19 protein-coding genes and 1 riboswitch are annotated in these 19,665 nt (G+C 67.6%); of the genes, 10 read left to right on the forward strand and 9 right to left on the reverse strand.

Annotation, left to right across the window (positions count from 1 at the left end):
• The coding region (locus NVU01S_RS45480; protein WP_156161520.1) for an integrase core domain-containing protein at window positions 1–268 on the reverse strand (268 nt) is incomplete at its 3' end.
• A 125-nt stretch (window positions 269–393) separates the two neighbouring features.
• On the opposite strand from NVU01S_RS45480, the gene NVU01S_RS31870 reads away from it, so the two are divergent.
• Window positions 394–1,260 carry a hypothetical protein gene (locus tag NVU01S_RS31870; protein WP_043668192.1) on the forward strand — a complete coding sequence of 289 codons (867 nt, stop codon included), beginning with the start codon at window positions 394–396 and terminating at the stop codon, window positions 1,258–1,260.
• A gap of 48 nt (window positions 1,261–1,308) precedes the next feature.
• Here the strand turns inward: NVU01S_RS31870 and thiC are convergent, their stop codons facing one another.
• Together thiC and NVU01S_RS31880 are read right to left on the reverse strand one after the other, a co-directional pair.
• Window positions 1,309–2,958, reverse strand: a complete 1,650-nt coding sequence (gene thiC, locus NVU01S_RS31875) for a phosphomethylpyrimidine synthase ThiC (RefSeq protein ID WP_043668195.1) — start codon at window positions 2,956–2,958, stop codon at window positions 1,309–1,311.
• A riboswitch (TPP riboswitch) is annotated at window positions 2,950–3,059 on the reverse strand. (Overlaps the previous gene by 9 nt.)
• Window positions 3,060–3,241: 182 nt before the next feature.
• A complete protein-coding gene (locus NVU01S_RS31880; RefSeq protein ID WP_167829365.1) occupies window positions 3,242–4,645 on the reverse strand; it encodes a lipase family protein in 1,404 nt (467 codons plus the stop codon).
• A 97-nt stretch (window positions 4,646–4,742) separates the two neighbouring features.
• Here NVU01S_RS31880 and NVU01S_RS31885 point away from each other — a divergent pair, with 97 nt between their 5' ends.
• Window positions 4,743–5,432, forward strand: a complete 690-nt coding sequence (locus tag NVU01S_RS31885) for a TetR/AcrR family transcriptional regulator (protein WP_043668198.1) — start codon at window positions 4,743–4,745, stop codon at window positions 5,430–5,432.
• A gap of 203 nt (window positions 5,433–5,635) precedes the next feature.
• On the opposite strand, the gene fahA is transcribed toward NVU01S_RS31885, so the two are convergent.
• The 3 genes from fahA to NVU01S_RS31900 all read right to left on the reverse strand — a co-directional run bounded on the left by fahA (window position 5,636) and on the right by NVU01S_RS31900 (window position 8,818).
• Window positions 5,636–6,814, reverse strand: a complete 1,179-nt coding sequence (gene fahA / locus NVU01S_RS31890) for a fumarylacetoacetase (RefSeq protein WP_043668201.1) — start codon at window positions 6,812–6,814, stop codon at window positions 5,636–5,638.
• Window positions 6,811–8,007: a homogentisate 1,2-dioxygenase gene (locus NVU01S_RS31895; RefSeq protein WP_043668204.1), complete on the reverse strand. Its 1,197-nt coding sequence runs from the start codon at window positions 8,005–8,007 to the stop codon at window positions 6,811–6,813. Before NVU01S_RS31895 ends, fahA begins: the two co-directional genes overlap by 4 nt.
• Window positions 8,008–8,188: 181 nt before the next feature.
• Window positions 8,189–8,818: a TetR/AcrR family transcriptional regulator gene (locus NVU01S_RS31900; protein WP_043668207.1), complete on the reverse strand. Its 630-nt coding sequence runs from the start codon at window positions 8,816–8,818 to the stop codon at window positions 8,189–8,191.
• 151 nt (window positions 8,819–8,969) lie between these two features.
• Here NVU01S_RS31900 and NVU01S_RS31905 point away from each other — a divergent pair, with 151 nt between their 5' ends.
• From NVU01S_RS31905 to NVU01S_RS31915, 3 genes are all read left to right on the forward strand, one after another.
• On the forward strand, window positions 8,970–10,892 hold the full coding sequence (locus NVU01S_RS31905; RefSeq protein ID WP_043668209.1) for an acyl-CoA dehydrogenase family protein: 1,923 nt from the start codon (window positions 8,970–8,972) through the stop codon (window positions 10,890–10,892).
• Between the two features lie 90 nt (window positions 10,893–10,982).
• Entirely contained in the window at window positions 10,983–11,939 is a 957-nt protein-coding gene (locus tag NVU01S_RS31910; RefSeq protein WP_052280440.1) for an oxygenase MpaB family protein, read from the forward strand.
• Window positions 11,940–12,029: 90 nt separating this feature from the next.
• On the forward strand, window positions 12,030–12,629 hold the full coding sequence (locus NVU01S_RS31915) for a Uma2 family endonuclease (protein ID WP_043668212.1): 600 nt from the start codon (window positions 12,030–12,032) through the stop codon (window positions 12,627–12,629).
• A 10-nt stretch (window positions 12,630–12,639) separates the two neighbouring features.
• Here NVU01S_RS31915 and NVU01S_RS31920 read toward each other — a convergent pair whose 3' ends face one another.
• The 3 genes from NVU01S_RS31920 to NVU01S_RS31930 all read right to left on the reverse strand — a co-directional run bounded on the left by NVU01S_RS31920 (window position 12,640) and on the right by NVU01S_RS31930 (window position 15,101).
• Entirely contained in the window at window positions 12,640–13,455 is an 816-nt protein-coding gene (locus NVU01S_RS31920) for an exodeoxyribonuclease III (RefSeq protein WP_043668215.1), read from the reverse strand.
• Window positions 13,456–13,516: 61 nt separating this feature from the next.
• Window positions 13,517–14,521, reverse strand: coding sequence for an N-acetylglutamate synthase, CG3035 family (locus NVU01S_RS31925; RefSeq protein WP_043668218.1), 1,005 nt, complete (start codon window positions 14,519–14,521; stop codon window positions 13,517–13,519).
• On the reverse strand, window positions 14,511–15,101 hold the full coding sequence (locus NVU01S_RS31930) for a peptide deformylase (protein WP_043668221.1): 591 nt from the start codon (window positions 15,099–15,101) through the stop codon (window positions 14,511–14,513). Before NVU01S_RS31930 ends, NVU01S_RS31925 begins: the two co-directional genes overlap by 11 nt.
• Before the next feature lie 188 nt (window positions 15,102–15,289).
• Here NVU01S_RS31930 and napA point away from each other — a divergent pair, with 188 nt between their 5' ends.
• The 5 genes from napA to NVU01S_RS31955 all read left to right on the forward strand — a co-directional run bounded on the left by napA (window position 15,290) and on the right by NVU01S_RS31955 (window position 19,646).
• A complete protein-coding gene (napA, locus tag NVU01S_RS31935; protein ID WP_043668224.1) occupies window positions 15,290–15,634 on the forward strand; it encodes a nucleoid-associated protein NapA in 345 nt (114 codons plus the stop codon).
• Between the two features lie 19 nt (window positions 15,635–15,653).
• Entirely contained in the window at window positions 15,654–16,241 is a 588-nt protein-coding gene (locus NVU01S_RS31940) for a LytR C-terminal domain-containing protein (RefSeq protein WP_043668227.1), read from the forward strand.
• A gap of 130 nt (window positions 16,242–16,371) precedes the next feature.
• A complete protein-coding gene (sodC, locus tag NVU01S_RS31945) occupies window positions 16,372–17,058 on the forward strand; it encodes a superoxide dismutase[Cu-Zn] (protein ID WP_029893174.1) in 687 nt (228 codons plus the stop codon).
• A 13-nt stretch (window positions 17,059–17,071) separates the two neighbouring features.
• The gene (locus NVU01S_RS31950) at window positions 17,072–18,217 is read left to right on the forward strand and encodes a glutamate--cysteine ligase (RefSeq protein WP_043668230.1); all 1,146 of its coding nucleotides are present in this window, start codon (window positions 17,072–17,074) and stop codon (window positions 18,215–18,217) included.
• 67 nt (window positions 18,218–18,284) lie between these two features.
• Window positions 18,285–19,646 carry a phosphatase PAP2 family protein gene (locus NVU01S_RS31955; protein WP_082031974.1) on the forward strand — a complete coding sequence of 454 codons (1,362 nt, stop codon included), beginning with the start codon at window positions 18,285–18,287 and terminating at the stop codon, window positions 19,644–19,646.
• The last annotated feature ends 19 nt before the right edge of the window (window positions 19,647–19,665 follow it).

Raw genomic sequence — 19,665 nt, forward strand, 5'->3', positions numbered from 1 at the left:
ACCGACGAGGGTAGGCGATCTCGGGTGTCCGGTCTCCGGGTGCTTGATGAGGTCGGAGGGTGTTGTAGATGACGCGGAACCGGTGGACCTTCATGTCCAAGGTGTCGCCATCGGCGATCACGCCGCGATGCAAAGGCTCGTATTTCAACGTCCCGGAGAACCGCTCGATCACACCGTTGGTCTGCGGGAACGCACACGAGTGCGGACATGCCGCAGCAACGGATCGGAGCCGAGAGAGGCGGTCTCGAAGACCTCGCCGCGGCAACATGAGCCGTTGGGGCCAGGACCTTGAACCTGGCAACCCTGCCAAGAATCTTGGCGCAGTAGACCGATCCTGTCTCGAACATATGTTCGATATACTGGGGTGGTGGTTTCGGTCGAGAGCGAGGGGTTATGCGCGATGTGTCGTCCGGGCTGATGAAGCTGCTGGTCAACGAGGTGGGGGTGCGGCATGGGTTGGTGCTCGAGGAAGCTGCGGGGGAGTTCGTGCTGTCGGGGGGTGCGGGGTATCGGGTGGTGCTGCCGCACACGCGGCTGGACCGGCTGGTCGCCCGGGTGCCGCAGCAGCTGTGGGCGACGCTGATCGGGGATCGGCTGGACGTGCAACTCGCGGATCTGGCGGCGGGGCATCTGGATTTGTCGCGGTTGGCGGCGGTGCGCCCGCGGCTGCGCACCCGGTTGTGTTCGGCGCGCACGAGCGGATTGATCAACGATGTGCGCAGGCTGGTCGCGCCCGGCCTGTTGCAGCGGGTGCTCATCGACTACGGCGAGCTCATGGTGCCGGTCACCTATGCGGCCGCGCAGCGTTGGGGCGCAAAGGAATCCGACCTGTTCGCGATCGCCGAGCGCAATACCCGCGCGGAAGGTGGATTGGATCTGATGGCCGCCGAGATCGACGGCATGGACGACGTGGATCTCCAGATGATCTACGGCGCTTCGGATTTCGTCACCGCACACGTGCGCTGGCTGGACGACTATCCGGTGGTGGGCCCCTGGGGTGCGCTGCTGGTACTGCCCGGCCACACCCATGTGCTGGTCCATCCGATCACCGGCCCGACGGTGTTCGCCGGCACCAGCCTGCTCGCCCAGCTGCTCGTCGCGGGCGAGGCCGACGCGCGGCCGATCAGCCGCGCGATCTACTGGTGGCGCAATCGGATCACCGTCGATATCGCCGCCACCATCCGCGGCAGCGGTGACTGGCTGGAGGTGGTCCCCGCCGACCACCTGGAATCCCTGCTCGAGGTCATGCGCCGGGACTGACCGCCCGTACACCCCTCGACGACGCGAGAGGTGTACGGACGCAGCGGATTACGAGACGACCGGCAGATACACCGCGTTGCCGTGATCGATGAACTCGGCGGACTTCTCCGCCATGCCCGCTTCGATCGCCTCCACGTCGGTCAGCTGGTTGCGCGCGGCGTACTCGCGCACATCCGCCGAGATGCGCATCGAGCAGAACTTCGGCCCGCACATCGAGCAGAAGTGCGCGGTCTTGGCCGGCTCGGCGGGCAGGGTCTCGTCGTGGTACTCCCGGGCGGTGTCCGGATCCAGCGACAGCGCGAACTGGTCGCGCCAGCGGAATTCGAAACGCGCCTTGGACAATTCGTCGTCGCGCTGCTGCGCGTGCGGATGACCCTTGGCCAGGTCGGCGGCGTGCGCGGCGATCTTGTAGGTGATCACGCCGACCTTGACGTCGTCCCGGTTCGGCAGTCCGAGATGCTCCTTCGGCGTGACGTAGCAGAGCATCGCGGTGCCCGCCTGCGCGATGATCGCGGCGCCGATGGCCGAGGTGATGTGGTCGTAGGCGGGCGCGATATCGGTGGCGAGCGGGCCGAGGGTGTAGAACGGCGCCTCCTCGCAGAGTTCCTCCTCGAGCCGTACGTTCTCCACGATCTTGTGCATCGGCACATGGCCCGGGCCCTCGATCATCACCTGCACGCCATGGGATTTCGCGATCTTCGTCAGCTCACCGAGGGTGCGCAGCTCGGCGAACTGCGCCTCGTCGTTGGCGTCGGCGATGGACCCGGGCCGCAGGCCGTCGCCGAGGGAGAAGGTCACGTCGTATTTCGCGAGGATCTCGCACAGTTCCGCGAAGTTGGTGTACAGGAACGATTCCTGATGATGCGCCAGACACCAGGCGGCCATGATGGATCCGCCGCGGGAGACGATGCCGGTGACCCGCTTGGCGGTCAGCGGCACGTAGCGCAGCAGCACGCCCGCGTGCACGGTCATGTAGTCCACGCCCTGCTCGCACTGCTCGATCACGGTGTCGCGGTAGATCTCCCAGGTGAGCTTGGTCGGATCGCCGTTCACCTTCTCCAGCGCCTGATAGATCGGCACGGTGCCGACCGGCACCGGGGAATTGCGCAGGATCCACTCGCGGGTCTCGTGGATGTTCTTGCCGGTGGACAGGTCCATGATGGTGTCGGCGCCCCAGCGGGTGGCCCACACCATCTTCTCGACCTCCTCGGCGATGGACGACGAGACGGCCGAGTTGCCGATGTTCGCGTTGATCTTCACCAGGAACTTCTTGCCGATGATCGTCGGTTCGAGTTCCGGATGCCGGTGGTTGGCCGGAATGACGGCACGCCCGGCGGCGACCTCGTCGCGCACCAGCTCGGGGGACACCCCCTCGCGGGCCGCGATGAAACGCATCTCCGGGGTGACGATGCCCTGCCTGGCCCAGGCCAGCTGGGTCGGCGGCCCGTCGACCTCGGGCTTGTCCCAGGTGTCGCGCAGCTTGGGCAGACCTGCTTCCAGATCGATCACCGCGGCGTCGTCGGTGTACGGCCCCGAGGTGTCGTAGAGGTCGAAGTGCTCGCCGTTGGTCAGGTTCACCCGGCGCACCGGAATCCGCAGCCCGTCGACCTCGGTGTAGTGCTTGACACTGCCTTCGATCGGTCCGGTGGTGACCGATTCCACGGTCTCGGACCCATCCTTGGACGCAACAGTTGCCATGATTTTCCTCCCTACGCCGGCATTACCCGGTCAGGTTCATACGGTCGACGGCCCCTAGCCGTCCTCTCAGCCCGCTGGTGCGAGCCCCCGTTGGCGTGTGAAATTTTCCAGCACGACAGTACCCGGCGTACCGGGACCCGCGCCCGATGATCGGAGGATTGTCCGAGTCGGCGGCGGTGGCGACGATCCCGCGCCGGTGTGTTCCGCCGAGTGGCCGGCCCGTGGCACAGACCTGCCCTCGACCGTGGCTCCGGTCGAGGGCAGGTGGTGCGCGAGCGCCGGGTCAGCGTTCGCGCGGGCCGATCGGGAATCCCAGCGCGCCGAAGGTGGCGTTCAGGTTGATCTCGATCTGGGTCAGCAGGGCGTTGAAGTCGGCGAGCATGGACACGACGTTCTCGGTGCGGCAGCCGAACTGATCGGGTGCGTTCGGCGCGAGCCGGCCCTTCAGCCAGTTGAGCGTGTCGGCCATGCCGAGCGACGGCAGGGTCAGATGCTCGCTGAGATGGTCTCGCTTGTAGATCACCGAAGCGCCTCCGGCGCACCACTGTCCGCTCAACCGGTCGTTGGTCCACACCGGCACGGCCTCGTCGAACACGCCCTGGTACAGGAAGATCGGCGCGGTCGGGATGTTGCGGCCGAGCACGGTCGCCTCGAACACCTCCTTGATCTCGGGGACCGCGAGGAACTCCGGGATCGAGACGGTCAGCATGCGGCCGTAGTCGACGAACATCTGGGTGAGCGCGTTGCGCGGAAGGCATTGCCGCTCAGTGCGATCCATCAGCGCCCGGCCCTCCGGCGTCAAGTACCGGTCCGCGGCCTCCTTGAACTTGGGGTACGCCTTGCGCAGCGACGAGATGCCGATGCCGATCAAGCTGGAGAACATCGACCCGTTGACGTGCAACAGCGACACCACGTCCGAGGTGGGTGCGCCCAGCGCGATGCCCTTGACGTTCAGTTCGGGCGCGTAGGTCGGCTGCATTTCCGCCGCCCACCCCGAGCCCATCCCGCCGCCGGAGTAACCCCACAGTGCGACAGGCGTATTCGCGCCGTCCAGACCGAGCGGTTCGAAACGCTGAGCGGCCCGGACACCGTCCAGGGTCATATAGCCGGGTTCCTTGGCGACGGCGAGATGCCCGTCGAGGCCCTCGTAATCGGGGATCGAGATCGCCCAGCCCTGGCTGATCAGTGCGGCGATGGCGATCAACTCGCTCTGCGAGTGCACGCCTTCGATACCGGCCAAGCCCGAACCCTGTTGCAGCACAAAGGAAGGCGAGCAGTCGAGACTCGCGCTGTCGTAGTAGAACTGGAGCGAGACCAGCGGCCGGTGCCGATTCGGGTCCGCGCCCGCGGGCAGGATCACGGTGGTGACCGCGACGGTGGGTTGTTCGTCGAGATCCGTGGTGCGATAGAGCAACTGCCAGGAACGCACGTTCAGCGGCAGCACGGTGAGCGCGGCCAAGCGCACCTCGCGCGACCGCAGGATGGTGCCCGGCTCCTCGGCTTGGAAACCTTCGGGTGGTTGGTAGAACGAATCTTCGTGCGGGAGTGGCATCGCCGCGGCCGGTCCGGGTCTTACGCCGCCGGCCAGCAGCACGGTGGTCACGGCGATCGCCATGGTCACCAGCACCGCCACCGCCCGTCTTCCGGTACGTACTCGGCCGGTCGGATCCCCTTTGATCACTGACACGTGCGTGTCCTTCCTCATCAGCGTGACAGCGATTACAGCATGAGAGCGTGTTATCAACAAGATCTCTTTCTAAACAGCGCCGAGCTATGGTCGAGGGATGACCCGCAGCAAATCCGCCGCGCGGCCTGCCCCGAGTCCGGCGCGCCGCCGGATCCGTGGACTCGACGCCGAACAGCGCAGCGCCCAGCGGCGCAGCCAACTGCTCGACGCGGCCACCGAACTGTTTGCCGAGCACAGCTATTCGGGAACATCGATCGAGCAGATCTGCCAGCGCGCCTATGTCGGAACCAAGGGGTTCTACGACCACTTCGAGAGCAAGGAAGCGTGCTACCTCGCGTTGCTCGAACAGCTCACCGCGCAGATCCAGCAACGCGCGGCCGCGGGTGCGGCCGCGGCGGCGGGACTGGGCTGGCCGGAGCGCGCGGCCGCGGTGGTCGACGCGTTCGTGCACGCGATCGCGGACGACCCGCGGCTGGCGAAGGTGACTTTCGGTGAGGCGGGCGGGATCTCACCGACGGTGGAGAAGATGCGGCGCAGCAACCGGCGCTGGGCGGCGGCCTTCCTGGATCGGGAGTGGGCGGGCGAGCCCGCGGCCGACCCGGCGGTCCAGCGCGCCCGGCTCGCGTTGGCGCTGGCCGCGATCGGCGGCATGTTCGAACTCGTCGCGGACTGGCTGCACCACCACGACGACGGCGAGGCCCCGGACGGCGCCGAGACCCTCAGCGCGGATCTCACCGCGTTCCTCACCGTGCTGCACGCCGGCCGCGGAGCCGTTGCGGCCGAATAGGTTCGGACAGACCGCGAGCCGGGCCGATGGGTATCGGCCCGGCTCGCGTCGCTTCCGGCTGTGGACCTACTTGCCGCCGGACGAGCCGGTGGCCAGCAGGTCGAGCAGCGGCAGAATCCACGCCGTCCCGGCTCTGCCTCCTCCGCTGTCGGACGTTACCGATCAGTGTGATGGCCGAGCAGCCCTCGGTTCGCGGGGCACCATTACCGTGGGCGGGCGGGCGAGATGCGGCCGATTACCTCGCCGAGGCCGATGCGGCGGTCGGCCGGTCCCGGGGCGGTCGCGGTGATGCGCACCTCGTCGCCGTCCTCCAGGAAGGTGCGTTGCTGACCGTTCACCAGCACGGGTTCCTTACCGCCCCAGGACAGTTCGATGAACGAACCGCGCTGATCCGGTTCGGGCCCCGAGATGGTGCCGGAGGCGTACAGGTCGCCGGTCCGAATGGTCGCGCCGTTCGCGGTGAGGTGTGCCAGCATCTGCGCGGGTGACCAATACATCCGCGAGAACGGCGGATGCGTGACGGCCTGCCCGTTCCACGACACCGTCAGGTCGATGTCGAGACCCCACGGCTCCTTGTCCTGGAGATAGGGCAGCGGTTGCGGGGACTGCTCCGGCGTCGGCACCCGGGCGGCCTCCAGCGCCGCGAGCGGCGTGACCCACGGCGAGATCGAGGTCGCGAACGATTTGCCGAGGAAGGGGCCGAGCGGCTGGTACTCCCAGGCCTGGATATCGCGCGCGGACCAATCGTTGACCAGCGCGACACCGAACACCCGCTCGGCGAACTCGCCGGTCTCGACCGGCGCGCCGAGTTCGGAGCCGACGCCGACCAGGAAGCCGAGCTCGGCTTCGATGTCCAGCCGCCGGGACGGGCCGAAATCCGTTGTGCCGGAATCGGTCCGGCGCTGCCCGCAGGGCCGGATCACCTCGGTGCCGGACACCACGACGGTGCCCGCCCGGCCGTGGTAGCCGACCGGCAGGTGCCGCCAGTTCGGCAGCAGCGGTTCACTGTCGGGGCGGAACAGCCTGCCGAGGTTGGTCGCGTGGTCGATGCTGGCGTAGAAGTCGACATAGTCACCGATCGGGACCGGCAGGCCGAGGCGCACATCGGCCAGCGCATGCACCGCGGCACTGTCGAGCTCGGTGTCGACGAGTTCGCGGACCCGCTCGCGCACCTCGCGCCAGCGCTGCGGTCCCTGCGCCATGAGCGCGGCCAGGCTCGGCCCGGCGAACTCCGGATCACCCAGCGTCGCAGCGAGATCGACGACGACATCGCCGATGCGGGTGCCCACCCGATAGTTCTGGCCCGCCGGGGCGAACACGCCGTAGGGCAGGTTGTCCACGCCGAACAGCGAATCGGCGGGTACTTCGAGTCGAGTCCTCACTGCGGCCCCCGTCCCGACCAGGTCCACGCGTACGCCGGGTCTTCGCAGGCGAGGGCGCCCTCACCGAGTTCGAGCGGGCGGAAGGTGTCGACCATGACGGCGAGTTCGTCGAAGTAGTCGAGTCCGATGCTGCGCTCGTAGGCGCCGGGCTGCGGGCCGTGCGCGTACCCGCCGGGGTGCACCGACACCGAGCCCTGCCCGATCCCGGATCCCTTGCGCGCCTCGTAGTTTCCGCCGCAGTAGAACATGATCTCGTCGGAGTCCACGTTGGAGTGGTAGTACGGCACCGGGATCGAGAGCGGGTGATAGTCGACCTTGCGCGGCACGAAGTTGCACACCACGAAGTTGATCCCCTCGAAGGCCTGATGCGCGGGCGGCGGTTGGTGCACACGGCCGGTGATCGGCTCGAAGTCGCTGATGTTGAAGGTGATCGGATACAGGCAGCCGTCCCAGCCGACCACGTCGAACGGGTGATCGGCGTACACCATGCGGGTGCCGACGACCTGCCCGCCGGCCCGGTGCTTGACCAGCACCTCCACGTCCTTGCCGGTGGCGGTGAGGGTTTCGGCCGGGCCGTGCAGGTCGCGCTCGCAGTAGGGTGCGTGCTCGAGCAGCTGGCCGAACTTCGACAGATAGCGCTTCGGCGGGGTGATGTGGCTGGCCGCCTCGATCACGTAGGCGCGCAACGGCTCCGGACCGGAGGGTAGCCAGCGATGGGTGGTCGCGCGCGGAATGAGTACCTGATCGCCCTGGCGGGCGAACACGGCCCCGAACACCGTCTCCACCACCGCGGAGCCGGATTCCACGTAGACCAGTTCGTCACCGATCGCGTTGCGGTACAGCGGAGAACCGCCCTTGGCGACGACATAGGAGATGCGCACGTCGGCGTTGCCGAGGATCAGCCTGCGGCCGGTGACCACATCGGTGCGCGCGTGGCTGTCGTCCGGGAACAACTCGTGCAGCTTCAGATGCCGATGGCGCAGTGGATGATTCGGCGTCGTCGACTGATCGGGCAGTTCCCACACCGTCGAGTCGACGATCGCGGGCGGCAGCCCGCGGTGGTACAGCAGGGACGAGTCGCCGGAGAAGCCCTCCTCGCCCATCAGCTCCTCGTAGTAGAGCTGTCCCTGCTCGTCTCGATGTTGGGTATGCCGCTTCGGCGGCACTGCTCCTACCTGTCGATAGAACGCCATGACCGCACCTCCTGCCTGGCTTGTGGCCTGGTTTTAGTTTGGTCACCATCGTAGTGACGGCGGCTCGGCCGCCGTGGCGGAATTCAGCCCCGGCAGCGCGAATTCTGTCGGAACATTCGAGGATCAGCGGGCATTTCGTCTAGCTGTTGCGTGCGTAGCTGGCTATTTGTCAGGCAGCGCCCTAGGCATGCCGCAGGGCGCGGTACACCGCCGCGCCGACGAAGGCGCCGAGATCCTGTGGCGTCCATCCGTCCTGGTCGGCGAGTAGCGTGCGGACCGCGCCCTCGCCCGCCGAGACCCACTGCTCGACCAGGACCGGCAGCTTGCGCTCGGCGTCCTCGGTGCCCCAGGCCCGCAGCGTCGGGCGCAGCAACGTGGTGCAGCGCTCGATCGCGAGCGCACGGCCGCGCCCGAACGAATCCGCAACGGCGGGATCGGGATTGCCGTAGAGCAGCCGCCAGGCATCGGGCCGGACGGCGGCTTTCTCCAGTAGTGCGCGGAAGCCCTCGATGAACACCGTCTCGCCCGCGTCCACGGCGCGGGGCGGCAGGACTTCGAGGACGCCGTCGATCAGGTAGCTCTCTTCGCGCTGGATGAGCGCCTCGATCAACTCGACGCGATCGGCGAAGCAGGCGTAGACCACCGGACGGGTCACGCCCATCCGGTCGGCGACGGCGGCCATCGTGACGGCCGCGATTCCGTCCTCTACCGCGATCGCCAACGCGGTGTCCAGGACCTGGGGCCTGCGGCGTTCCGGACCGAGGTGCGGCGCCCGCTGGCGTGGCTGCCGCACCGCCGAATCGCTACCCATGCGGACCAAGATAGCAGCGGCCGAACGTGAATTCCTGCTGGTACCGCGCCTGAAGATCAATTTCCTACATTGACGAACAAAAATGCTACAGTCGCGAATGAAGTCGGTGGGATCGCACCCAGCCGCTACCGCCACGCCCGAGGAGTCTCCGATGACCGCGACCTTGTTCAACCCCAAGACCTGCGAGTTCGCCGAGTTCGACGCGACCACCAGGCGACTGCTGCGCGCGACCGTCGACTGGTTCGAAGGCCGGGGCAAGGCTGTGCTCAAGCAGGAGGACCGGGACCGGGTCTGGTACGCCGAGTTCCTCGATTTCGTGAAGCGCGAGGGCGTCTTCGCGACCTTCCTCACACCGGCGGCCGAGGCCGACGGTGACCCGGACAAGCGCTGGGACACCGGGCGCATCGCGATGATGAGCAAGATCCTGGGCTTCTACTCCATGCAGTACTGGTACGTCTGGCAGGTCAGCATCCTCGGCCTCGGCCCGATCTGGCAGAGCGGCAACGCGGCGGCCAAGCGGCGGGCCGCGGCCCTGCTGGACTCCGGCGAGATCTTCGCATTCGGTCTCTCCGAGAAGGAGCACGGCGCCGACGTCTACTCCACCGACATGGTCGTGACGCCGCAGGACGGCGGCGGCTTTCTGGCCACCGGCGGCAAGCACTACATCGGCAACGGCAATCAGGCCGCGCTCGTCTCGGTGTTCGGGCGGCGCTCGGACAAGCCGATCATCGACAGTTCGAAAGCGCTGGACAGCAAGCCGACCGACGCCGACTACGAGGGGTATCTGTTCTTCCTCGCCGACAGCGCGCACGAGAACTATCACCTGCGCGGCAACGTGGTGGACGGCCAGATGTACGTGGCCGCTTTCGATCTCGAGAACTACCCGGTGGCCGAGGAAGACATCCTGCACCGCGGCGAAGCGGCCTTCCACGCGGCGATGAACACCGTGAACGTCGGCAAGTTCAACCTCGGATTCGGCGCCGTCGGTGCGTGCGAACACGCCTACTACGAGGCCATTACGCACGCCGAGAACCGAATCCTGTTCGGGCACAGGGTGACCGAATTCCCGCAGGTGCAGGCGCTGATGACCGACTCGTACGCGCGCCTGATCGCGATGAAGCTCTACAGCGAGCGGGCCATCGACTACATGCGCTCGGCCTCGCCGCAGGACCGGCGTTACCTGCTGTTCAACGCGATCGAGAAGATGACCGTGACCCGGCAGGGGCAGCGGATCATCGAAGACCTCGCGGACGTGATCGCGGCGCGCGGCTTCGAGAAGGACATGTACTTCCCGATGGCGATGCTCGGCCTGTTCGGCCTGCCGCGTCTGGAGGGCACCGTGCACGTGAACATGGCGCTGTCGCTGAAGTTCATGGCCAACTACATGTTCCACCCGGCCGACGCCGGCCTGGCCGCGCTGCGCCTGCTGCCCGGGGCCGGTGCCGCGCCACAGGGGGCGGTGCGCGCGGTCTCCGGCGCGCTGAGCTGGTCGAGCCGCAAGCTGGCCCCGCGCGCGGGCGGCGCGGTGCCGCAGTTGCGCGCCGAATTCGCCGGTGCCGCATACGCTCCCGTGCCGACCCGGCGGGACGCGGCCGACGACGAGTTCCTGTTCCGGCAGGGGCCCAGCAGTGGCCTGGGCCGGATCCGGTTCGCGGACTGGCGGCGGGTCTTCGAGAAGTTCACCCACATCCCGAATGTCGCGGTGTTCCTGGAGCAGGCGCGCGCCTTCCAGACCCTGCTCGCGGCCGCGGCGCCGACGGCGGCGCAGCAGCGCGACGTGGACTTCCTGTTCGCGATCGGTGAGCTGTTCACCGCGCTGCCCTACGCGCAGCTGATTCTCGAGCAGGCCGAGATCGAAGGCACCGATGCGGATGTGCTCGACCAGATCTTCGACAACTTCGTGCGCGAATTCGCCAAGCACGCGCTGACGCTGCACACCAAGCCCGCGGCTACCAAGGCGCAACAGACCCGCGCGCTGGATCTGATCCGGCGGCCGGTTGCCGATCGGGCTCGCTTCGAGCGGGTGTTCGCGCAGGCCAGGGCGTTGTCCGGGACCTATGAAATGAACCCATAAACTGTGCCGTACCTGCGGTAACAGTAAATGCTACACTGGTGAATGAAATGCTTCGGCTTTGCCCGAACCGTCGTGCAAAGGAGCAAGACGATGACGACGCACGCCACCCGCCCGCAATTCGACGCACCGGCGCGGACCATCCGTGAGGTCGACTACGGCTTCTTCGGGCCGGACTCGCCGACCTGGAAAGTGTGGACCAACGCCACCGCCGTGATCGGCTTCCAGCGCTCGGTCGTGCTCGAACATTTCGATCCCGCGCTCACCGCCGCGGTCGCCGACGTCAAGGGCATCTACACCGATCCGCGTGGCCGGCTCGACCACACCTTCGCCTACTTCCTCATCGCGGCCGTCGCCGACAGTCGCATGGCGATCGAAGCCTCCGAACATCTGATGAAGGTGCATGCGCAGGCCACCGGCATCGAGCCGATCACCGGAAAGCGGTATAGCGCGAACAACCCCGACTCCCAGCTGTGGATTCACGTGACGGGCTGGCATTCGGTGCTCAAGTGCTACGAGGTGTACGGTCCCGGTCCGCTGAGTCCTGCTGAGGAGCAGCGCTATTGGGCCGAATGCGTGATCGCGGCGGAATTGCAGACCTGCAAGCTGTCCGATGTGCCGCGCTCGCGGGCGCAGGTGCGCGAATACTTCGCGGCGATGCGGCCCAAACTCTGCACCTCCGAACGCGCCCACGAGGGCATGCACTATCTGCTGCACACCCCGCGTGATCGTGGTGTCAAACTCTGGGCGGGCAGCCGCCTCGTCGCCCCGGCCGCCATCGCCACCCTCCCGAAATGGATGCGCACCACCGGCGGTTTCGACCACCCCGCCGTCGTCGACCGCGGCTACCGCCTCCCCATGCGCGCCGCCATCAAAGCCCTCGGCAACGAGAAGGCCAAACAGGCCGTCCTCGGAAACTTCCTGGGCCCCATGACCGCCCGCCTCTACGCCGAACACCTCGCCGCAGGCACCCCCACCACCCCCACCACCGTCACCCCCGCAGCGGCCCGCACCCGCTACGGCCACACCAACCGCGCCCCCGCAGTCTGAGGTTCCGTCGAAATACGTCGTGACCTCGATCGATTGGCTGTAGCCGGTAAAGTCGTCGTAGTTGTCGGTGCCTACCGATATCGTTCAGCTATGACCGCAGTCGAGGAGTCTCGCATGGCCACTGAGTCTCTGATGACCACCGAGGAGTTCGAAGAACTCGATCGGTTGGCCGGTCGCGTTTCCGAGGGTTTGCGACTGGAGTTCATCGACGGAAGGTTGGGGGCCAAGCCAGTGCCGGACGGGGATCATGGCTGCATCATCGAGTGGTTGATTCGCGCGTTCCTGTTGCTACGTCCGGAGCTGTGGCTCTTCCAGGAACAGGGGTTGAAAGTCGAGGGTTACCGGGCCGGCCGCGCGCGGCCGGATGGGGCGCTGGCTCCGAGCGGGGTGTTCGCGGGCCAGCCCGAGTGGGCTGATCCGGCCCCTGTACTTCTTGTCGTCGAAGTGACTTCCAGCGACCAGGACACCGACCGCCGGGACCGGGAGGAAAAGCCACGCGCCTACGCGCAGACCCGCATTCCGATCTATCTGTTGGTCGACCGGGACCTGTGTCAGTTCGTCCTCCACAGTGAGCCGAAGGACGGGAAGTACGAGCGCATTCTTACTCAGCCGTTCGGTGCTCGCCTCGCTTTTCCGGAGCCGGTCGGCGGCGTGCTCGATACCGAGCCGATCAAGGACTGGGTGCGCTGATCGGCTGAGCTCAGTCGGTGAAGTCGGCTATTACGGGGGCGTGGTCGCTGGCGCCCTTGCCTTTTCGTTCTTCGCGGTCGACCAGTGCGTCGGTTGCGGTGGCGGCGAGGGCGGGGGAGGCGAGGATGAAATCGATGCGCATGCCCTCTTTGCGGGGGAAGCGGAGTTGGGTGTAGTCCCAGTAGGTGTAGACGCCGGGGCCGGGGGCGAAGGGGCGCATGACGTCGGCGAAGCCGGTGTCGAGGAAGGATTGGAAGGCGTCGCGTTCGGGCTGGGAGGTGTGCGTCTTGTGCGCGAAGAACTCCGGAGACCAGACGTCGTCGTCGGTGGGGGCGATGTTCCAGTCACCGACCAGCGCGATCTTGGCCTGCGGGTCCTGCGCGAGCCAGCGCTCACCGTTGGCCCGCAGCGCCGCAAGCCATTCCAGCTTGTAGGTGTAGTGCGGGTCCTGCAGCGAGCGCCCGTTGGGTACGTACAGGCTCCACACCCGCACGCCGCCGCAGGTCGCGCCGAGCGCCCTCGACTCGATGACCGGGGCGCTGATCAGCGACTCACCGGCCTCCTTGTCGAAACCTGGCTGCTCCGGGAACGCGGGCTCGACATCGGTGAGCCCGACCCGTGACACGATGGCCACACCGTTCCACTGGTTGATGCCCAAATGGGCGACCTCGTAGCCGAGTTCGTCGAACCGCTCGAACGGGAACTGATCGTCGCGGCACTTCGTCTCCTGAATGGCCAGGACATCGATGTCCTGGCGGTCCAGAAACTCCGCTACCCGGTCGAGCCGGGAGCGGATCGAGTTGACGTTCCACGTGGCGAGGCGCACGAATGCCTTTCCGCTGGCGAGCCCGGGTACGGGGCTCGGTGTGCTGGGGTCTGATTCCGTTCTACCGCAGCGCCGGCGAACCGGCGAGAGCGGTCGGCGCGGCGTAACGGTAGGTGTGGTGTTCGAGGAAGCCGAGCTCGCGGTACAGCGCGATCGCGGCGCTGTTGCCCGCCTCGACCTGAAGGTACGCGTGCGTCGCGCCGCGGCTGTGCCCCCAGCGGATCAGCTCGGCGCACACCAGGGAGCCGAGCCCCTTCCGGCGATGCTCGGCGGCCACCGCCACACAGGTGAGCCCGATCCAGCCGCGCCCGTCCGGCGCGGTGGTGAGCGCGCCGCGCCCGATCGCGATGGGGGTCGGCACACCGAGCGAAGCGAACCCGAGTTCGCCGTCGCGCACCGCGGTCAATACGCCGAGATCCGGCAGGGGCGCCGAAAGTCGTTGCGGTGTGGGTGCTTCCCCGTCGCGGTGGTTCAGCTCCTGCCAGGCCGCGTCCGGGGCCGCCGCGACCCGCACCATCGAAGGCCCCTGGGGCAGTACGAAATTCTCGATATCGATGGCCATCATGACGGTCTCGCGCCAGCTGTTCCAGCCCGGCGGAATGGGTGCGAGCCGGTCCGGCAGCGCCAGCAGCAGCGGCAGGCCGCGTTCGGCGTACCAGGCGGCGATGCGGTGCAGCGTGTCCGCGGTCAGCCCCGCGGATTCGGCGGAACTGCCGAGCGGCACAGCGGAATTGGCGCGATTGGTGAACCCGTTGCCCGCCCGCGCCAGCCACCCGTCGATCCACGCGTGTTCGATCCCGGGCCAGCCGTCGGCGGCCGCGGCCTCCAGCGCCCGGATCTCCTTGGTGCGAATCGGCCTCGGACCCAACGCCTTCAGCGCGACCACCCGGTCCGGCGTCACCGCGACGAGCTGCCCGTCGACGCCGCGCACGGTCGGCGGATCCAGCGAGACCAGTTCGCCGATCACATCGGTGAGCGGCTGGGGATAACCGGCGGGCAGCCGGTAGCGCAGGACGACGCGACGGCCGAGCGGGATATCGGGAAGTCCGCCGCCGTCAGTCGTCATGGCCGAACGGATCCGGCACCGAACCGGGGATCCAGCTGAGTCCCGGTGTGCCCCAACCGTTGCGCTTGATCGCCTTCTTCGCCGCGCGCGCGTTGCGCCCGATCAGCACGTCGACGTACAGGAAGCCGTCGAGGTGGCCCACCTCGTGCTGCAGCATGCGCGCGAAGAAGTTCTCACCCTCGATCTCGACCGGGTTGCCGTGCTCGTCGGTGCCGGTGACCTTGGCCCAGGTGGCACGGCCGGTCGGATACTGCTCGCCGGGTACGGACAGGCAGCCTTCCTCGTCGTCGTCCGGGTCGGGCATGGTCTCGGGGACGGCCGAGGTCTCCAGCACGGGGTTGATCACCGCGCCGCGGCGGCGGGTGGCGGTGCCGTCGGCGCGCACGTCGGGGCAGTCGTAGACGAACAGCCGCAGCGGCACGCCCACCTGGTTGGCCGCGAGCCCGACGCCGTGCGCGGCGTCGAGGGTCTCGTACATGTCCGCGATCAGCTCGGCCAGCTCCTCCGGTGACTGGGTGACCTTCTCGGTCGGGTTGTGCAGAACCGGGTCGCCGACGATCACGATCGGGAGGATAGCCATGGGACCAATTATTGCCGCGCCCGCTGGTCGGCGATGGTCGGGGGCGGTGATCGGCGCCGCGACGCGCCTACTCGCAGGTAGCGAACACGCCGCGCCGTAGACCCGGTGATCCTGGTGTCTCGTGGTTGAATGATCCGCGACGTACAAGCACCATTTTTCGTCTGGTGGTAACTCGGCGAGGGAGCAAGATGGACGGCGCAGCGGCACGGAATCTTTCCGCGATCCAGGGCGACCCTTCCGCGAGCGACGATGTCACGGCAGCGGAATCGACCGGCGACAGCGACGGTTTGAGCCGTCGCGAACACGACATCCTGGCTTTCGAGCGCCAGTGGTGGAAGTACGCGGGGGCGAAGGAAGAAGCGATCAAAGAGCTGTTCGGCATGTCGCCGACCAGGTACTACCAGGTGCTCAACGCGGTGGTCGACCGGCCCGAGTCGCTCGCCGTGGATCCGATGCTGGTCAAGCGGCTGCGCAGGCTGCGGGCGAGCAGGCAGAAAGCCAGGGCCGCGCGACGGCTCGGTTTCCAGGTATGACCGGACTAGGCTCGAGTAGGTGAGCTACCCGAATCCCACCTCCGGTGGGCCGCCATTGCGAGCGTTGGCGATGGTGTTGATCGCACTGGCCATCGTGTTCGGTGGACTCGGCGCGATGTCGCTGTCGAAATCGGATGCCGACAGCTCGAGCAGCGGTCCGTCGGAATCCACTACCGCGACCGCGGCCCCGCAGATGCCGGCGAGCACCACGGTCGACAAGACCACGCCCGCGCCGTCGTCCGCGGCCGCGAGCAGCACCCCGGCGACGACGACCGCCACCACCACCCCGCCGACGACCACGGTGCCGACCACGACCGGTTCCGCGGCGGCCAAGGCAGTACCGGTGCGGGTGCTGAACAACAGCATGATCGCCGGTCTGGCCGCCAAGACCGCGGGTCAGCTCACCGCCGAGGGCTGGTCGGTGGTCGAGACGGGCAACTACCCCGGCGCGAATGTCCCGAAAACGACCGTGTACTACGGCAATTCACCGGCCGACAAGGATGCCGCGCTGGCCATCGCCGACGAACTCGGCGTCACCGCGGAACCGAAGTCGAGCGGTTTGGGCGAGTCGTCCCCGGGTGTCACCGTCATCGTTACGGGTAACTGATACCTGCGACCTGCCGCTATCCGGGCCTGTCGCTGGACGACACGACCGGCGTGGCATCATCTTGTCCGGTAACGAACGTGTCCACCCAGCTTTACTCGTAAACTTTCGGTACTCGTAAAGGAGTTCCCCGATGGCCCCGTCCACAACTCGTCGCCCGTCTTGGCGGACTGTGACCCCGGTGCTCGCGGTCGCGGTCCTGGGCCTCGCAGGCTGCACGAACAGCCAGGAGTCGAGTGACGTCAAGGGAACGACCCCGCCGGTCTGGAGTGGCGCGGCGGCGCCGCCCGCGAGCGAGTTCGGCAAGGAAACCGGCACCGCCGAGGCGAACACGGGCGTGAAGGTCGACCTGAAAGACGCCGCGGGCGCCTCGGTCGGCACGGCGAACTTCGTCAAGGACGGCAACCACCTGCAGGTCACCGTCGAGGCGCACGGGCTGCGTCCCGGCTTCCACGGCCTGCACGTGCACCAGATCGGCAAGTGCGAGCCCAACTCGGTGGCCCCGACCGGTGGTCCGGCCGGCGACTTCCTCTCCGCCGGTGGGCATCTGCAGGTCGGCAGCGCGAACACGCACCCGGCCAGCGGCGACCTGACCTCGCTCGAGGTCCGTTCCGACGGCACGGCCAAGCTGGTCACCACCACCGATGCGGTGACCCTCGACGATCTGAAGAACAAGGCGTTGATGATCCACGCCGATGCCGACAACTTCGGCAACATCCCGAACCGTTATGTCCGACCCGACGGCGTTGCCGGGCCGGATGACACGACGCTAGCGACAGGTGACGCGGGCGGCCGCGTCGCCTGCGGTGTAATCCAGTAGCGCAGGAGCCGATATGGCCGGGGCAGGCAGAGAACACGTTCCCTTCCATGGTTCGCCCCGGCCCACGATAGGCATCGAGTGGGAGATCGCGCTCGTCGACAAGGTGAGCCGGGATCTGTCGAATACCGCTGCGGCGGTATTCGATTCGGTGGGTGACCTACGTGCGCACGACGGCACGCCACAGATCACCAAGGAGTTGCTGCGCAATACCGTCGAACTCGTCACCGGGGTGCACGACACCGTCGGTGCGGCGGTCGACGATCTGCGCGGCACGATGGACACGGTGCGGCGCGCGGCCGACGGACAAGGCGTCGACTTGTTCTGTGCCGGAACGCATCCGTTCGCGCAATGGTCGGCCCAGCAGCTGACCCGCTCGGAGCACTACGACGAGCTGATCGAGCGCACCCAGTGGTGGGGCCGCCAGATGATGATCTGGGGCGTGCACGTGCACGTCGGAGTCTCGCACCGGGAGAAGGTCTTTCCGATCCTGAACTCGCTGCTGCTGCACTACCCGCACCTGCTGGCGCTGTCCGCCTCCTCGCCGATGTGGGCAGGCTCGGACACCGGCTACGCCAGCAACCGGACGCTGATGTTCCAGCAGCTACCCACCGCGGGTCTGCCGTTCCAGTTCGAGAATTGGCGCCAGTTCGAGCATTTCGTGCACGACCAGTTCAAAACCGGTGTGTTCGAACAGCTCGGCGGTATGCACTGGGACATCAGGCCCGCGCCGAAATGGGGCACCATCGAGGTCCGGGTGTGCGACGGCGTCTCGACCCGCGCCGAACTGGCCGCGATGGCGGCCATGATCCACTGCCTGATCGTCGATCTGGATCGCCGGCTCGAAGAGGGCGAGACCCTGCCCACGCTGCCGCCGTGGCACGTGCAGGAGAACAAATGGCGTGCCGCCCGTTACGGGCTGGACGCGATCGTCATCGTGGACGACAAGAGCAATGAGCGATTGGTCACCGACGACGTGACCGCGCTACTGAACCGGTTGGAGCCGACAGCCAAACGGCTCGGCTGCGCCGACGAACTCGCGCTGGTGGCCGAGATCCCCGAGCGCGGTGCGTCCTATCAGCGCCAGCGCAAGGTCGCCGCGGCCGCGCAGGGCGACCTGATCGCGGTGGTGGACGCGCTGGTCAAGGAGCTGGACCAGTAATTTCCGGTCGGTACCGGTTGCCCAGTGTTCAAACGGCAAGTGGGATGGCGTTCATCCCGCGTTTACTATGGTCGACGTGCTTGTCGAAGACCCAGGGCCCAGAACAGGAAGTACGGCTACGCGATCGCGTGTGCCGTCGCCTCGGGTCTGGGTCGCGGTGGCCGTCGCCGCGGTGCCGGTGCTGCTCATCGCGCTGCAGGGCGTGGCGATGTGGCAGGGCTTCGAAGGTCCGCTGGGCAGCCTGTGGCACGACTACGTCGGCACGCCGAAATCCATGTCCGTGCCGTGGGCCGGCTTGATCCTCGCGCTGGTCGGGCTCTCCGGTCGGCGGCGGCTGATCGTGCTCGGCGCCGCCGTCGGCATCGACGTGGTGTGGGCGAGCATCCGGCTGCTGGCGGGCGAACCGTTCGCGATCGGTAACGGGCCGGTGCTCGCGCTCACCGCGCTGGCGGTGTTCGCGTGGCTGCGCTGGGACGGCGCCGACCGGCGCAACGCGCTGCACGCGGCGGCGCTCGGCGCGCTGCTGATCCTGGCCACCAAGGTCGGTGACGTGTGGCTGCACGTCACCGTGCTGAGCAGGCCGACGGTGCTCGACGAGTACGTGCTGCTGGCCGATCACGCGCTCGGCGACCCGTCCTGGGTGATGGGCCGGGTGCTGGACGTGCTGGGGCCTGCCGTGTACGCGGTGCTGCACTGGGTGTACATCGAGTTGCCGGTCGCGGCGATCGTGGTCGCGGTGTGGCAGCTGCGCCGGGTGGCCACGAGCGGGCGCTGGCCGAGTCACTATCTGGTGCGCACGTTTCTGGTGCTCGGGCTGGTCGGCCCGGTCATCTATGTGATCTTCCCGGTGGTGGGACCGATGTTCGCGTTCGGGCCGGACGGGCACGGGCTGCAACTCGGCAACTTCTGGCCGGGCGTGGTGCCGCCGCTGGACCGCAGTCCGATGCCGATGCCCTTCGACGCGGCGACCCCGCGCAACTGCATGCCGTCCATGCACACGGCCTGGGCGCTGTCGGTCTTCCTGCACACCCGCCGCGATACCGACGGCGGTCCCGCGCCGGCCTGGTTGCGCTGGGGTGGCACCTTCTGGCTGCTGGCCACGCTCACCGCGACCCTCGGCTTCGGCTACCACTACGGCGTCGACCTGGTGGCCGGCGCGGTGCTCTGCCTGACCGTGGAATCGGCGCTGCGCGATCCCGAACGCGGCTGGGGCTGGTTCCGCATCCGCCTCGTCGCGGGCGGCCTCGCCGTCCTGGCCATCCTGCTGCTGTCCTACCGTTTCCTGCCGGTCTCGATGGCCGAATACCCCGTCCTCGCAGGCACCGTCGTCCTCGCCCTGCTCGCCGGCCTCGCCGCCGCCTTCCACGCCACCTGGTTCGCCAACCGCCGCCGAACCACCCCCAAAGAACTCGAAACCGTCACCCGCTGAAACCGGCTGCGCCGCTCGG

Source organism: Nocardia vulneris (genome assembly GCF_001613425.1).
GTDB lineage: Bacteria > Actinomycetota > Actinomycetes > Mycobacteriales > Mycobacteriaceae > Nocardia > Nocardia vulneris.